Origin of the sequence: Serratia rubidaea (assembly GCF_016026735.1) — a bacterium.
Lineage (GTDB): Bacteria > Pseudomonadota > Gammaproteobacteria > Enterobacterales > Enterobacteriaceae > Serratia_B > Serratia_B rubidaea.
Window position 1 is genome coordinate 3,440,297 of sequence record NZ_CP065640.1, and the last position, 13,873, is coordinate 3,454,169.

The 13,873-nt window shown below is 57.8% G+C and carries 14 protein-coding genes; 12 read left to right on the plus strand and 2 right to left on the minus strand.

Annotated elements, in window-relative coordinates; all coding sequences use genetic code 11:
- The first annotated feature begins 164 nt into the window (after window positions 1–164).
- Window positions 165–452 (plus strand): putative quinol monooxygenase, encoded by a 288-nt coding sequence (locus I6G83_RS16080; protein ID WP_054305527.1) that lies wholly within the window; start codon window positions 165–167, stop codon window positions 450–452.
- Window positions 453–506: 54 nt separating this feature from the next.
- Here I6G83_RS16080 and rne read toward each other — a convergent pair whose 3' ends face one another.
- Complete coding sequence (gene rne, locus I6G83_RS16085) at window positions 507–3,845, minus strand: ribonuclease E (protein WP_072186091.1); 3,339 nt, start codon at window positions 3,843–3,845, stop codon at window positions 507–509.
- A 665-nt stretch (window positions 3,846–4,510) separates the two neighbouring features.
- Between rne and rluC the strand changes: the two genes are divergently transcribed.
- Window positions 4,511–5,470 carry a 23S rRNA pseudouridine(955/2504/2580) synthase RluC gene (rluC, locus tag I6G83_RS16090; protein WP_054305525.1) on the plus strand — a complete coding sequence of 320 codons (960 nt, stop codon included), beginning with the start codon at window positions 4,511–4,513 and terminating at the stop codon, window positions 5,468–5,470.
- Between the two features lie 2 nt (window positions 5,471–5,472).
- Here the strand turns inward: rluC and I6G83_RS16095 are convergent, their stop codons facing one another.
- The gene (locus I6G83_RS16095) at window positions 5,473–6,054 is read right to left on the minus strand and encodes a Maf family protein (protein WP_128144570.1); all 582 of its coding nucleotides are present in this window, start codon (window positions 6,052–6,054) and stop codon (window positions 5,473–5,475) included.
- 142 nt (window positions 6,055–6,196) lie between these two features.
- Between I6G83_RS16095 and yceD the strand changes: the two genes are divergently transcribed.
- From yceD to pabC, 10 genes are all read left to right on the plus strand, one after another.
- On the plus strand, window positions 6,197–6,718 hold the full coding sequence (yceD, locus tag I6G83_RS16100) for a 23S rRNA accumulation protein YceD (RefSeq protein WP_015671946.1): 522 nt from the start codon (window positions 6,197–6,199) through the stop codon (window positions 6,716–6,718).
- Window positions 6,719–6,734: 16 nt separating this feature from the next.
- Complete coding sequence (rpmF, locus tag I6G83_RS16105) at window positions 6,735–6,902, plus strand: 50S ribosomal protein L32 (RefSeq protein WP_015671947.1); 168 nt, start codon at window positions 6,735–6,737, stop codon at window positions 6,900–6,902.
- Window positions 6,903–6,913: 11 nt separating this feature from the next.
- Window positions 6,914–7,948 (plus strand): phosphate acyltransferase PlsX, encoded by a 1,035-nt coding sequence (plsX, locus tag I6G83_RS16110; RefSeq protein WP_071889333.1) that lies wholly within the window; start codon window positions 6,914–6,916, stop codon window positions 7,946–7,948.
- 6 nt (window positions 7,949–7,954) lie between these two features.
- The gene (locus I6G83_RS16115; RefSeq protein ID WP_054305523.1) at window positions 7,955–8,908 is read left to right on the plus strand and encodes a beta-ketoacyl-ACP synthase III; all 954 of its coding nucleotides are present in this window, start codon (window positions 7,955–7,957) and stop codon (window positions 8,906–8,908) included.
- A 16-nt stretch (window positions 8,909–8,924) separates the two neighbouring features.
- Complete coding sequence (gene fabD / locus I6G83_RS16120; protein WP_054305522.1) at window positions 8,925–9,854, plus strand: ACP S-malonyltransferase; 930 nt, start codon at window positions 8,925–8,927, stop codon at window positions 9,852–9,854.
- A gap of 11 nt (window positions 9,855–9,865) precedes the next feature.
- Window positions 9,866–10,600, plus strand: coding sequence for a 3-oxoacyl-ACP reductase FabG (gene fabG, locus I6G83_RS16125; protein WP_015671951.1), 735 nt, complete (start codon window positions 9,866–9,868; stop codon window positions 10,598–10,600).
- Between the two features lie 154 nt (window positions 10,601–10,754).
- Window positions 10,755–10,991: an acyl carrier protein gene (acpP, locus tag I6G83_RS16130; protein ID WP_015671952.1), complete on the plus strand. Its 237-nt coding sequence runs from the start codon at window positions 10,755–10,757 to the stop codon at window positions 10,989–10,991.
- Window positions 10,992–11,070: 79 nt separating this feature from the next.
- Window positions 11,071–12,312, plus strand: coding sequence for a beta-ketoacyl-ACP synthase II (fabF, locus tag I6G83_RS16135; protein ID WP_061324306.1), 1,242 nt, complete (start codon window positions 11,071–11,073; stop codon window positions 12,310–12,312).
- A 164-nt stretch (window positions 12,313–12,476) separates the two neighbouring features.
- A complete protein-coding gene (gene tnpA / locus I6G83_RS16140) occupies window positions 12,477–12,914 on the plus strand; it encodes an IS200/IS605 family transposase (RefSeq protein WP_032751944.1) in 438 nt (145 codons plus the stop codon).
- A 152-nt stretch (window positions 12,915–13,066) separates the two neighbouring features.
- Window positions 13,067–13,864: an aminodeoxychorismate lyase gene (gene pabC / locus I6G83_RS16145; protein WP_054306429.1), complete on the plus strand. Its 798-nt coding sequence runs from the start codon at window positions 13,067–13,069 to the stop codon at window positions 13,862–13,864.
- The last annotated feature ends 9 nt before the right edge of the window (window positions 13,865–13,873 follow it).

Genomic DNA, 13,873 nt, shown 5'->3' on the forward strand with positions numbered 1-13,873 from the left:
AGTAAAAGCGAATAATGGGGGTTATTCACGCCGGGGTGTAAGCATAAGCGGAAAGCGCTCTTGATGCATCTGTTTGTTAACCAAAGTTGAAAACAATAGATAAACGGGCGCATAGTAATCGTCTTGACGATGACTTTTGCTACTTATTCCTACAGGAGGATGAAATGGAAATTCGCGTGGTGGCCACTTTGCAGGCCAAAGAGGAGTTTATTGATGATGTTAATGACGCAGTGCATCAGATTATCGACGCCAGCCGTCAGGAGTTGGGAAACCTGCAGTACGATCTGCACCGTGAGCTGGATAAGCCCGGCACCTTTGTGTTCTTCGAGCGCTGGGCCAGCGCTGAGGCGTTGGATAAGCATAATGCCACCGAACACTTCCAACACTTTGTCCGCCAGATTGACGGCAAGCTGGACTCGCTGGATATCAAACAGCTGAAAAAAGTAGCCTGAATGCCGTGCAATAAAAAACCCGCCGATTGGCGGGTTTTTTTTTCACGGTTTAACTTAGTCGTTAACCGGCTGCGGCTTGGTGGCCGGGGCGGTAGCCTGGCTTACTGCCGAGTGGCCGCCGGCGCTGCCTTTGCCGTCGAAATTAAACGCCGGGCGCTGCCAGTCGCTGTGCTTCGGTGCTTCCGGCTGGTAAGCCGGTGCCGGTGCTTTGGTCATCGGCGCGCTGGCGATGTGCTTGTAGCGCGTCTCTGCCGGCTGGGCCACGATGGCTGGCGCAGGGGTTGCCGCCGTCTCATCGCTTACCGGCTGCGGAGCAGGCTCGGTGACGACCGCTTCGGCTGGTGCCGCAATGGTCGGTTCCTCAACGGCCTGTTCTGTCACCGCTTGTTCTTCAGCAGCAGCGTTGTCGGCTGCCGGCGCAACGGCGACAGGCGCAGCCGGCTGCTCTTCAGGCTGAGACGGTGCGGCTTCAGCGACAGGTTCTGCATCGCTGGCGACGTCGGCCGGTGCTTCTACGGCTGCTGGCTGAGGCGCTTTGACCTCTTCCTGCGGCAGAGCGGCGGCTGGCGTGCTTTCCTCCGGCTCGACGCTGGCGGCGGCCGCAGCAGCGGCTGGTGCCTGAACCTCATCCTGAGCAGCGGCGATGACAGGCGCGGCAACGCTGGCGGCGGTTTCCGCTGCCGGCTGCTGCTCAACGATGTCGGCGGATGGCGATTTAACTTCTGTCTCTTCAACCGGTTGCGCAGCTGTTGTGACAGGGTAACCGATCCATACCTTGCCAGAGGCCATTTCCGGCGAAGCAAAGGCTGCCGTCAGCGGCATCGGCGACTGGGTTGGGTAACGCTCGTCGCGGTAACGACGGCGACGTTGACCGCTCACGCGCAGATGGCGCGGTGAACGACGTGAGCGACGCGGCATGCCGTTTTCACCGTTACGGTTTTCCTGCGCTTCTTCCTCACCGGTCACGGCGACGGTTTCCGGCAGCAGCTTGATGCTGTCGTCCGCCGCTGGCGCTTTGCTTTCCTCAGCGGTTGCCGCCGGCGCTTTTGGCGCCAACAGTTCTTCTGCAGCGCGCTGCAGTTCTTCTTCCGCGGACAGGATACGCACCTTCTGCGACAGCTGGCGGCGTTGACGACGCTGCGCCGGCTGCTGATGGCGGTCTTCCTTATCCTCTTCAGCGGCCGCTACCGGTTCGACTGCGGCTTTCTCCAGCTGCTGCACTTCTTGCTGCGCCTGACGCTTCTCTTCCTGGCGACGACGCTGACGCTCTGCGCGCTGCTCGCGGCGCTGCTGCTGTTGCTCTTCGCGCTGCGCTTTAGCGGCTTCATCAACAACGGGCGCATCGGCGCTCGCCTGCGCATTATTCGCGGCGTTACGACGGTTGCGGCGCTGCTCGTCACGCGACTCGCGGTTATCGCGATCGCGTCCTTCACGGTTGTCACGCTCACGGCCTTCGCCGCGTTCTTTACGCTCGCTGCGTTCTTTACGCTCGCCGCGCTCATTGCGCTCGCTACGTTCACCACGCTCGCCGCGTTCTTTACGGCCGGAACCCTGACGACGCTGGCTGCGACGATCCTGACGGCGGTTTTCGCCGCTGCTGCTCTTCGCGGTTTCAGCCGGTTTTTCCTCGACTGCCGGCTGCGGTTCTTCACCGGCGAACAGCGATTTCAGACCGCTGAAGAAGCGGCTCAGCAGGCCAGGCGCTGCGGCGGCTGCCGGCGCGCTCGGCTGGCTGGCGGCCGGTTTTTTCACCGGGGCGGATTCAGCCGCCGGCGGCGGTGCGTCGGCGCCGAGAGAGAAGGAGGCCAGCGCCGGTTGCTCAGGACGCTTGCGCTCCATCGGCGTTTCTTCCAACGGCTGCACCATCTCTTCTTCATGCAGCTTCGGCAGCAGATAGCTCAGGGTTGACGTTTCTTCGCCTTTGCGCACGCGCAGTACCGAGTAATGCGGCGTTTGCATCTGATCGTTCGGCACGATCACGGCTTTCACGCCGGCCTGGCGTTTTTCAATGGCGCTGACGGATTCACGCTTTTCGTTCAGCAGGTAAGAGGCGACCTGTACCGGCACAATGGCGTGAACTTCTTTGGTGTTTTCCTTCAGCGCTTCTTCTTCAATCAGACGCAGGATGGACAGCGCCAGCGATTCGTTGTCGCGCACGGTGCCGGTGCCGTTACAGCGCGGGCAGACGTGGTGGCTGGATTCGCCCAGCGACGGGCTGAGGCGCTGGCGGGACATCTCCAGCAGGCCGAAGCGGGAAATACGACCGATCTGAATGCGCGCACGGTCCTGACGCACCGCATCACGCAGGCGGTTTTCCACCTCGCGCTGGTGGCGCACCGGCGTCATATCGATAAAATCGATGACGATCAGGCCGCCGAGGTCGCGCAGGCGCAGCTGGCGGGCAATTTCATCCGCCGCTTCCAGGTTGGTGTTGAACGCGGTCTCTTCGATATCGCCGCCGCGGGTGGCGCGTGCGGAGTTGATGTCGATCGCGGTCAGCGCTTCGGTCGTGTCGATAACGATGGAGCCGCCGGAAGGCAGGCGCACTTCACGCTGGAAGGCGGATTCGATCTGCGACTCAATCTGGTAGTGGCTGAACAGCGGGATTTCGCCGCTGTACATTTTAATTTTGCTGCTGAAGTCCGGACGGCCCAGCGCAGCGATATGCTCTTTCGCCAGATCGAGAATTTTCGGGTTATCGATCAGGATTTCGCCGATATCAGGACGCAGGTAATCGCGGAAGGCGCGCACGATAACGTTGCTTTCCTGGTGAATCAGGAACGGCGCAGGGCGGCCTTCGGCGGCTTTCTTGATGGCTTCCCAATGCTTGAGGCGGAACGACAGGTCCCACTGCAGCGCTTCGGCGGATTTGCCGACGCCGGCGGTGCGGACGATCAGGCCCATGCCGTCAGGCAGTTGCAGCGAGGAGAGCGCTTCTTTCAGTTCGGTGCGGTCGTCGCCCTCGATGCGGCGGGAAATGCCGCCGGCGCGCGGGTTGTTCGGCATCAGCACCAGATAGCTGCCGGCCAGGCTAATAAAGGTGGTCAGGGCGGCGCCTTTGTTGCCGCGCTCTTCTTTATCAACCTGTACGATCACTTCCTGGCCTTCGCGCAGCACATCTTTGATGTTGGGGCGGCCATGGGAGGAATAGCTGTTAGGGAAGTATTCGCGGGCGATTTCTTTAAGAGGAAGGAAACCATGTCGTTCTGCGCCGTAGTCAACAAACGCTGCTTCAAGACTTGGTTCAATACGGGTGATTTTGCCTTTGTAAATGTTCGCTTTTTTCTGCTCATGACCCGGGCTTTCGATATCCAAATCGTACAGCCGCTGTCCATCTACAAGGGCAACACGCAACTCTTCCTGCTGAGTTGCGTTAATCAACATTCTTTTCATCTTAACTTACTCGTTATTTTTTACATTATCGACAGAGCTGCGGGCAATATATCCGTCATCGTTCAGGTTGCCTTGCGTCGCGGCCTTCTCTCGCGCCCGTCCATGTTGCCGAACGTGCGCGCGGTCGCCGCTTTAGCGCCACCTGAATTATTTGGGCATAACCTCTATGGCCGGGTTAAAACCGAAAACCCCGTGTCTTCTCGCAAAGCCGTCAACCTCCCGGTTGTCGCCTGCATAGGGGCGCATTATCTCGGTAAGCCTGTTTTTCTTTGTGAAAAACAGCACTTTTACTCGGGGAATAGCCTCTGATTTACGTCGACAGATCACATTCCATTTGCCGGCCAAGCTGCAACCCGCAGCCCGCTAATTGTTTGATATCGCATTACGTCTTACGCCATTGCTGCGTTTTTGCGTTATCAGACAAACCTTGGTAATTCCGCATTTTACTCTGCTTTAACGAGAATCAACGCGGAAAGCGAACTCATTATTCCACTGCTGATACCGTTATAGCAAGGTGACTTTGCCTTAACTGCGGAAGAAATCGCAAACGATCAAACCGGCTTGCTGCCTTATTGTTCACTGCGACGACTTCCGCACTCAGACTGACAGTTAAGCATATAAAAAGAGGTGGCGCTATTTACCTGCTGTATTTAGAATCCCGCCCCATGAAAACGAACAATCCTGCAGTACAATTCATCACGGTTTCTGACGACGAAGCGGGTCAGAGAATCGACAATTTTCTGCTGGCCCGCCTGAAAGGCGTGCCGAAGAGCATGATCTACCGCATCGTGCGCAAGGGCGAGGTGCGGGTCAATAAAGGGCGCATCAAGGCGGAATACAAGCTGGCGGCCGGCGACGTGGTGCGCGTACCGCCGGTGCGGGTGGCCGAACGCGAAGAGGCGCCGGTGTCCGCCAAGCTGGATAAAGTGGCGGCGCTGGCCGACTGCATCCTGTATGAAGACGACCATGTGCTGCTGCTGAACAAACCGTCCGGCACGGCGGTGCACGGCGGCAGCGGCCTGAGCTTCGGCGTGATCGAAGGGCTGCGCGCGCTGCGTCCGGAGGCGCGCTTCCTGGAGCTGGTGCACCGGCTGGACCGCGATACCTCCGGCGTGCTGCTGGTGGCGAAAAAACGCTCGGCGCTGCGGGCGCTGCATGAACAGCTGCGGCTGAAAACCATGCAGAAGGATTACCTGGCGCTGGTGCGCGGCCAGTGGCAGTCCCACTGCAAGGCGGTGCAGGCGCCGCTGCTGAAGAATATTCTGCAAAGCGGCGAGCGGGTGGTGCGGGTGAGCAGCGAAGGCAAACCGTCCGAAACCCGTTTCAAGGTTGAGGAGCGTTTTGCGTTCGCCACGCTGGTCAAGGCCAGCCCGATTACCGGGCGCACCCACCAGATCCGCGTTCATACGCTGCATGCCGGCCATCCGATCGCCTTTGACGACCGTTACGGCGACCGGGAGTTCGACCGTCAGCTGGCGCCGACCGGTCTGAAACGGCTGTTCCTGCATGCGGCGGCGCTGCGTTTCGAGCATCCGGGCACTGGCGAAACGCTGCGTATTGAAGCGCCGATGGATGACCAACTGCGTCACTGCCTGAAGCAGCTGCGCCAACAGGCGCAGAAGTAACGCTATGCCAGCGGGCTGACCCCTTCGGCCCGCAACATCTCCAACAGTGCGATCAGCGGCAGCCCGACCAGCGCGTTGGGGTCGCGGCCCGTCAGCTTGTCGAACAGGGCAATGCCCAGCCCCTCGCTTTTGAAACTGCCCGCGCAGTTCAGCGGCTGCTCCAGACGCACGTAGTGGGCGATCTCCTGCGCGCCGAGAGGGCGGAAATGCACCTGATACGGCTCGCAGACCGCCTGCAGATGCTGCGTACGGCTGTTGTACAGCGCCAGTCCGGTATAGAAGGTAACGACATTGCCGCTGGCCTGGCGCAGCTGTTCGCAGGCCTGCGCCTCGCTGTGCGGCTTGCCCGTTATCTGCCCGTTTAACACGCATACCTGATCGGAGCCGATGATCAGGTGGTCGGGGTAGGCGTTCGCCAGCGCCTGCGCCTTGGCGGCGGCCAACCGCAGCACCAGCGCTTCGGCGCTTTCGCCCGGCAGCGGCGCTTCATCAACCTGCGGCGCGGCGGTGATAAACGGCAAATGCAGTTTTTCCAGCAGCATTTTGCGGTAAGGGGAGGTGGAGGCCAAAAGAAGTTGTTGCATAATTTTTTTCGTAAACCGTAGCGTAAATGGTGTCAGCATTTTAAACTGTCGGCCGCTGCGGAAGCGAATATTGGTGAAAGGTGCCGTTTTCACGGCCTTTTTCTTTGACTCTATGTCGTTACAAAGTTAATATGCGCGCCCTATGCAAAAGGTAAAATTACCCTTGACCATTGATGCGGTACGTACCGCTCAGAAACGCCTGGACTATGTTGGTGTCTATGCGCCTGAGCTGGTTACCCGTGTTGCCGAGTCCGTGGTCAGTGTGGACAGCGACGTTGTCGCTGAATTGTCATTTAATATCGACAACCAGCGTTTGGCGGTTATCACCGGTCAGGCGGATGTCACGGTCACGTTATCGTGTCAGCGCTGCGGCGAGCCGTTCCAGCATCATGTGCACACAACATATTGTTTTAGCCCGGTCGTCAATGATGAGCAGGCTGAGGCATTACCGGAAGCGTACGAACCGATCGAAGTTGACGAGTTTGGCGAAGTCGATCTGTTGGCAATGATTGAAGACGAAATTATTCTTTCACTGCCGGTCGTTCCGGTACATGAATCTGAACACTGTGAAGTGTCCGAAGCGGACATGGTATTTGGCAAACTGCCTGCAGAGGCGGAGAAACCGAATCCGTTTGCCGTATTAGCCAGTTTAAAGCGTAAGTAATCGAGGAGTAAGGTCCATGGCCGTACAACAGAACAAACCAACCCGTTCCAAGCGTGGCATGCGTCGTTCACACGATGCTCTGACTACGACTACCCTGTCTGTAGACAAAGCATCCGGTGAAACCCACCGTCGTCACCACATCACTGCCGACGGTTTCTACCGCGGTCGCAAGGTTATCGGCTAAGTAGCGATACCTTGACTCGTCTAACCCTGGCGTTAGATGCAATGGGCGGGGACTTCGGTCCCTGCGTCACAGTGCCTGCTTCATTGCAGGCACTGGCCTCTAATTTACAGCTCCATCTTCTGCTCGTCGGCGACCCCGACGCCATCTCCCCCTTACTTGCCAAAGCCGATCCGCATTTGCTGGAGCGTCTGCAAGTCGTGCCCGCTGCATCGGTCATTGCCGACGACGCCAAGCTCTCTCAGGCGATCCGCGCCAGCCGCGGCACCTCGATGCGCGTGGCGCTGGAGCAGGTAAACAACGGCGCAGCGCAGGCGTGCATCAGCGCCGGCAATACCGGCGCGCTGATGGGGCTGGCGAAACTGTTGCTCAAGCCGCTGGACGGCATCGAGCGCCCGGCGCTGATGACGGTGCTGCCGAATCAGCAGCGCAGTAAAACGGTGGTGCTCGATCTGGGCGCGAATGTGGAATGCGACAGCACGATGCTGGTGCAGTTCGCCGTGATGGGCGCGGTGATGGCGGAAGAGGTGGTCGGTATCGCGCAGCCGCGCGTGGCGCTGCTCAATATTGGCGAAGAAGAGAGCAAAGGTTTAGATAATATTCGCGAAGCCGCCGCCATATTAAGAAAAACTCCGACAATCAACTATATTGGTTATCTGGAAGGCAATGATCTGCTCACAGGTAAAACCGATGTTATGGTCTGCGACGGCTTTGTCGGCAATGTTACGCTGAAAACCATGGAAGGCGTAATAAGGCTATTTTTATCGCTGCTGAAATCGTCAGGCGACGGTGGCAAGCAGGCGTGGTGGTTAAAATGGTTGGGCCGTTGGCTGCAAAAACGGGTGGCAGGACGCTTCGGCCACCTGAACCCCGACCAGTATAATGGTGCATGTCTGTTAGGATTGCGGGGCACCGTAATCAAGAGCCACGGCGCTGCGAACCAGAAGGCGTTTGCGGTAGCTATTGAACAGGCTGTGCAGGCGGTGCAGCGGCAAATCCCCAACCGGATTGCGGCGCGCCTTGAGGCTGTATTACCCAAGAGTGACTGATCGTACATGTATACAAAGATTCTCGGTACGGGGAGTTATTTACCCGTACAAGTGCGCACCAATGCTGATTTAGAAAAAATGGTGGATACCTCGGACGAGTGGATCGTAACGCGTACCGGTATCCGTGAACGTCGTATCGCCGCTGCGGATGAAAGCGTGGCGACCATGGGATTCCAGGCGGCGTCCAACGCGCTGGCGATGGCCGGCGTGGCCAAGGAAGACGTCGGCCTGATTATTGTGGCGACCACCACATCCAGCCACGCCTTCCCAAGCTCGGCCTGTCAGATTCAGAACATGCTGGGCATCAAAGACTGCGCGGCGTTCGATCTGGCGGCGGCCTGCGCCGGGTTTACCTATGCGCTGAGCGTGGCTGACCAATACATTAAAAACGGCGCGGTGAAGCATGCGCTGGTGATCGGCGCCGACGTGCTGTCGCGCACGCTGGATCCGGAAGACCGCGGCACCATCATCCTGTTTGGCGATGGTGCGGGCGCGGTGGTGCTGGGCGCTTCCGAGCAGCCGGGCATTCTGTCCACCCATCTGCACGCGGACGGCCACTACGGCGATCTGTTGACGCTGGCGTACAAAGACCGTCAGGATAAAGACAAGCCGGCGTATGTCACCATGGCGGGCAATGAAGTCTTTAAAGTGGCGGTGACCGAGCTGGCGCATATCGTCGATGAAACGCTGAGCGCCAACAACCTGGACCGCAGCGAGCTGGACTGGCTGGTGCCGCATCAGGCCAACCTGCGCATCATCAGCGCGACGGCGAAGAAGCTGGGTATGGGGATGGACAAAGTGGTGGTGACGCTCGACAGACACGGCAACACCTCCGCCGCCTCGGTACCGGCGGCGCTCGATGAAGCCGTACGCGACGGACGCATTCAGCGCGGTCAACTGGTACTGCTCGAAGCCTTTGGCGGCGGCTTTACCTGGGGCTCGGCGCTGGTTCGTTTCTGATTGACAGGAAATAAAAATGACGCAATTTGCTTTTGTTTTTCCGGGCCAGGGGTCGCAGACCGTTGGCATGCTGGCCGAACTGGCTGCTGAATTCCCGGTGGTTGAACAGACGTTTGGCGAGGCATCCGCCGCGCTGGGCTACGATCTGTGGCAGCTGGTGCAGCAGGGGCCGGCCGAAGAGCTGAATAAAACCTGGCAGACGCAGCCTGCGCTGCTGGCCGCCTCGGTGGCGATTTTCCGCGTATGGCAGCAGCAGGGCGGCAACGCGCCGGCGCTGATGGCTGGCCATAGCCTGGGTGAATACTCCGCGCTGGTGTGCGCCGGCGTGCTGGATTTCCAGGAGGCGGTACGCCTGGTTGAGCTGCGCGGCAAACTGATGCAGGAAGCGGTGCCGGCGGGAACCGGTGCGATGTACGCGATTATCGGTCTGGACAATGAGTCCATCGCCAAAGCCTGCGCCGACGCGGCGGAAGGCCAGGTGGTCTCTCCGGTCAACTTCAACTCCCCGGGCCAGGTAGTGATTGCCGGCAACAAAGAAGCCGTTGAGCGCGCAGGCGCGGCCTGTAAAGCGGCCGGCGCCAAGCGCGCGCTGCCGCTGCCGGTCAGCGTACCTTCCCACTGTGCGCTGATGAAGCCGGCGGCCGACAAACTGGCCGTTGCGCTGGAGGCGGTGACCTTCAATGCGCCGCAGATCCCGGTGGTGAACAACGTCGACGTGAAGATCGAAAACGATCCTCAGGCGATCCGCAGCGCGCTGGTGCGTCAGCTGTACAGCCCGGTGCGTTGGACGGAAAGCGTAGAATTTATCTCAGCGCAGGGCGTCAGCTCTCTGCTGGAAGTCGGCCCGGGCAAGGTGCTCACCGGCCTGACCAAGCGTATCGTTGATACCATGACGGCGGCGGCGGTCAATGACCCTGCTACCCTGTCGACGGCGCTTGCACAATAAAGAGGAAAACAATGAGCTTCGAAGGAAAAGTTGTTCTGGTCACCGGCGCCAGCCGTGGTATTGGCCGCGCGGTGGCGGAATCGTTTGTTGCGCGCGGCGCCAAGGTGATTGGCACGGCGACCAGTGAAAAAGGCGCTGAAGCGATCAGCGACTATCTGGGCGCAAGCGGTAAAGGGTTCATGCTGAACGTGGTCGATGCGCAATCTATCGACAGCGTTTTAGAATCTATTCGCGCAGAATTTGGCGAAATCGACATTTTAGTGAATAATGCCGGTATTACGCGTGATAATCTGCTGATGCGTATGAAGGAAGACGAGTGGCAGGATATCCTGGACACCAACCTGACTTCCGTATTCCGTCTGTCAAAAGCGGTAATGCGAGCTATGATGAAAAAGCGTTTTGGCCGTATCATCACCATCGGTTCCGTGGTTGGTACCATGGGGAACGCAGGGCAGGCAAACTATGCGGCGGCTAAAGCCGGCCTGATTGGCTTTAGCAAGTCCTTGGCACGTGAAGTTGCTTCTCGTGGCATTACGGTCAACGTCGTGGCGCCCGGTTTTATTGAAACGGACATGACACGGGCGTTGACAGAAGAACAGCGTGCAGGCATTTTGGCATCTGTACCGGCCAACCGGCTTGGGGATGCTAAAGAAATCGCCAGCGCTGTTGCATTTTTAGCCTCTGATGAGGCTGGCTATATCACCGGTGAGACCTTACATGTCAATGGCGGCATGTACATGGTCTAAAAAATGCGAAAACCATTTGCGTTATTTGAGGTAAAAACCGCAAAATAGCGTAAAATCGTGGTTTGACCAGCCGGGATTTAGTTGCATCTTTTTCAACATTTTATACACTACGAAAACCATCGCGAAAGCGAGTTTTGATAGGAAATTTAAGAGTATGAGCACTATCGAAGAACGCGTTAAGAAAATCATTGTTGAGCAACTGGGTGTTAAAGAGGACGAAGTGGTAAATAGCGCTTCTTTCGTTGAAGACCTGGGCGCCGATTCTCTTGACACCGTTGAACTGGTAATGGCACTGGAAGAAGAATTCGACACCGAGATTCCAGACGAAGAAGCTGAGAAAATCACTACTGTTCAGGCAGCTATTGATTTCATCAACGCTAGCCAGCAGTAAGCGAACATATCTAGGCGGTCACTCGACCGCCTAAGTTTTTCTATCCTAGTGTCATATTATCCCTCCTTGGAGGACAAACGTGTCTAAGCGTCGAGTAGTTGTGACCGGACTGGGCATGTTGTCTCCTGTCGGCAACACGGTCGAGTCCACATGGAACGCACTTCTTGCCGGTCAGAGTGGCATCAGCCTGATTGACCATTTCGATACTACTGCCTATGCAACCAAGTTTGCCGGCTTAGTAAAGAATTTTAATTCTGAAGATTTCATCTCGCGCAAAGATGCGCGCAAGATGGATCTGTTTATCCAGTACGGTATCGCTGCCGGCATGCAGGCCATGCAGGACGCCGGGCTGGAGATCACCGAGGCTAACGCCAGCCGTATTGGCGCCGCTATTGGCTCCGGCATTGGCGGCCTGGGTCTGATCGAAGAAAACCACAGCTCGCTGGTTAACGGCGGTCCGCGCAAGATCAGTCCGTTCTTCGTGCCGTCGACCATCGTGAATATGATTGCCGGCCACCTGACCATCATGTATGGCATGCGCGGCCCGAGCATTTCCATTGCCACCGCCTGTACGTCCGGCGTGCACAATATCGGCCATGCGGCGCGTATCATTGCCTACAATGATGCCGACGTGATGCTGGCCGGCGGCGCAGAGAAAGCCAGTACGCCTCTGGGCGTAGGCGGCTTCGGCGCTGCACGCGCGCTCTCCACCCGCAATGACGATCCGCAGGCCGCCAGCCGCCCTTGGGATAAAGACCGCGACGGTTTTGTTCTGGGCGACGGCGCCGGCATGATGGTGCTCGAAGAGTACGAACATGCGAAAAAACGCGGCGCGAAAATTTATGCGGAAGTGGTCGGCTTTGGTATGAGCAGCGATGCCTACCATATGACGTCACCGCCGGAAAACGGCGCGGGCGCCGCGCTGGCGATGGCGAACGCCCTGAGCGATGCCGGCCTCAACGCCGGGCAAATCGATTATATCAATGCTCACGGCACCTCTACCCCGGCAGGCGACAAAGCCGAGGCAGAGGCGGTGAAATCGATATTCGGCGCCGATGCTGCGCACGTGATGGTCAGCTCGACAAAATCCATGACCGGTCACCTGTTAGGGGCGGCGGGGGCGATTGAGTCGATCTTCACCGTGCTGGCGCTGCGCGATCAGGCCGTACCGCCAACCATCAACCTGGATAACCCGGATGAAGGTTGTGATCTGGACTTTGTGCCGCATGAAGCGCGTCAGACCAAAGATATGGAGTACACGCTGTGTAACTCCTTCGGCTTTGGCGGCACCAACGGCTCGCTGATTTTCCGTCGCGCGTAACGTTGCTGCGTCACAGATTAAAAGCCCGGTTCTTACCGGGCTTTTTTATCCCTGAATGAACACCACCTCCTATGGAGGTGGTCAGCAACAAGTTGGCTCTGCCAGTAATGCTACTCATGGGAAAATCCGAATCTGTTATCCCCATAACTGATAAGGATTTAACCATGAGTAGATTCCAGAAAGCATCTCATGTGCTCTGGTGTTGTCAATATCATATTGTATGGACACCCAAGTACCGATTTCGCATCCTTAGGAATAATGTTGGCAAAGAGGTCTACAAGCAGATAAGGATCTCAAGTGAGCAACTCGGGATAGAAGTGGTAGAGCTGAATGTTCAGATAGATCATGTCCATTTACTGGTAAAAGTCCCGCCACGTCTTTCTATTTCACATGTGATAGGTCATTTGAAAGGTAAAACAGCCCTTAGGCTGTTCAGCAAATTTCCCTATCTGCGGAAGAACAAGTTGTGGGGAAATCACTTCTGGGCGCGGGGTTACTGCGTAGATACCGTAGGTATAAATGAAGAAATGATAAGAAAGTACGTGAAGTATCAGGAAAAGCATGAAGTTGAAGAGAGCCAGCTTCCACTAAAAGAGGTGTGAAGCGAAGGCTCTCAGAGTCTGAGCTAAGTACGCCCCTCTGGGGCGCTATCAATGCCACCTGCTATGCAGGTGGTTTTTTACGTCCGTCGTTCAGGATTTGGCGTCATGCCTGTTATCCTGTAGGCCGCAAGATGAGAGGCGGGGGAAGAGCCATGTACTGGATTAATGGGAAGCAGAGCGACACGCTGGCGGCCGGCGATCGCGGCATACAGTTCGGCGACGGCTGCTTTACCACCGCGCGTGCGGTCGATGGTCGGGTGGAACTGTTGCCCTGGCATCTTGAACGCCTGCAGCAGGGGGCGCAGCGTCTGCTGCTGCCGCCGTTGGACTGGGCGACGCTGGAGCAGGAAATGCGTCAGGCGGCAGAATCAATCCGCTTTGGCGTGGTCAAAACCATCGTGACGCGGGGCAGCGGCGGGCGCGGCTATAGCCCCGCAGGCTGTGAGCAGCCCACCCGCATCGTGTCATGCGGCGCGTATCCGCAGCACTATCTGTCATGGCGCGAGCAGGGCGTCAGCCTGGCGTTAAGCCCGGTGCCGCTGGCGCGTAACCCGCTGCTGGCGGGGATTAAACATCTGAACCGGCTGGAGCAGGTGTTGATCCGTGCGCATCTTGAGCAGACTGACGCCGACGAGGCGCTGGTGCTTGACACCGCAGGGCTGCTGGTGGAATGCTGTGCGGCTAATTTATTCTGGCGTAAGGGGAAAGCGGTATATACCCCGGATTTAAGCCAGTCTGGCGTGGCTGGCCTGATGCGCCGCCGGGTGATTGAGTTACTGACAGACAGCGAATATACGCTGCATTACGTCGCCGAACCGCCGGAAACGCTGGCGACGGCGGAAGAGGTATTGATCAGTAACGCGCTGATGCCGTTATTGCCGGTCAATGCCGCCCATTTATGGCGCTATGATTCGCGCCGGCTGTATGAGTTTTTACGACACCAAATTTAACCAGGCCGA

Coding starts and splice junctions, on each gene's coding strand:
- I6G83_RS16115 (WP_054305523.1), top strand. CDS start 7,955: ATGTATACAAAGATTCTCGGTACGGGGAGTTATTTACCCGTACAAGTG.
- tnpA (WP_032751944.1), top strand. CDS start 12,477: ATGAGTAGATTCCAGAAAGCATCTCATGTGCTCTGGTGTTGTCAATAT.
- rpmF (WP_015671947.1), top strand. CDS start 6,735: ATGGCCGTACAACAGAACAAACCAACCCGTTCCAAGCGTGGCATGCGT.
- fabG (WP_015671951.1), top strand. CDS start 9,866: ATGAGCTTCGAAGGAAAAGTTGTTCTGGTCACCGGCGCCAGCCGTGGT.
- rluC (WP_054305525.1), top strand. CDS start 4,511: ATGAAAACGAACAATCCTGCAGTACAATTCATCACGGTTTCTGACGAC.
- yceD (WP_015671946.1), top strand. CDS start 6,197: ATGCAAAAGGTAAAATTACCCTTGACCATTGATGCGGTACGTACCGCT.
- rne (WP_072186091.1), bottom strand. CDS start 3,845: ATGAAAAGAATGTTGATTAACGCAACTCAGCAGGAAGAGTTGCGTGTT.
- I6G83_RS16080 (WP_054305527.1), top strand. CDS start 165: ATGGAAATTCGCGTGGTGGCCACTTTGCAGGCCAAAGAGGAGTTTATT.
- fabD (WP_054305522.1), top strand. CDS start 8,925: ATGACGCAATTTGCTTTTGTTTTTCCGGGCCAGGGGTCGCAGACCGTT.
- I6G83_RS16095 (WP_128144570.1), bottom strand. CDS start 6,054: ATGCAACAACTTCTTTTGGCCTCCACCTCCCCTTACCGCAAAATGCTG.
- pabC (WP_054306429.1), top strand. CDS start 13,067: ATGTACTGGATTAATGGGAAGCAGAGCGACACGCTGGCGGCCGGCGAT.
- acpP (WP_015671952.1), top strand. CDS start 10,755: ATGAGCACTATCGAAGAACGCGTTAAGAAAATCATTGTTGAGCAACTG.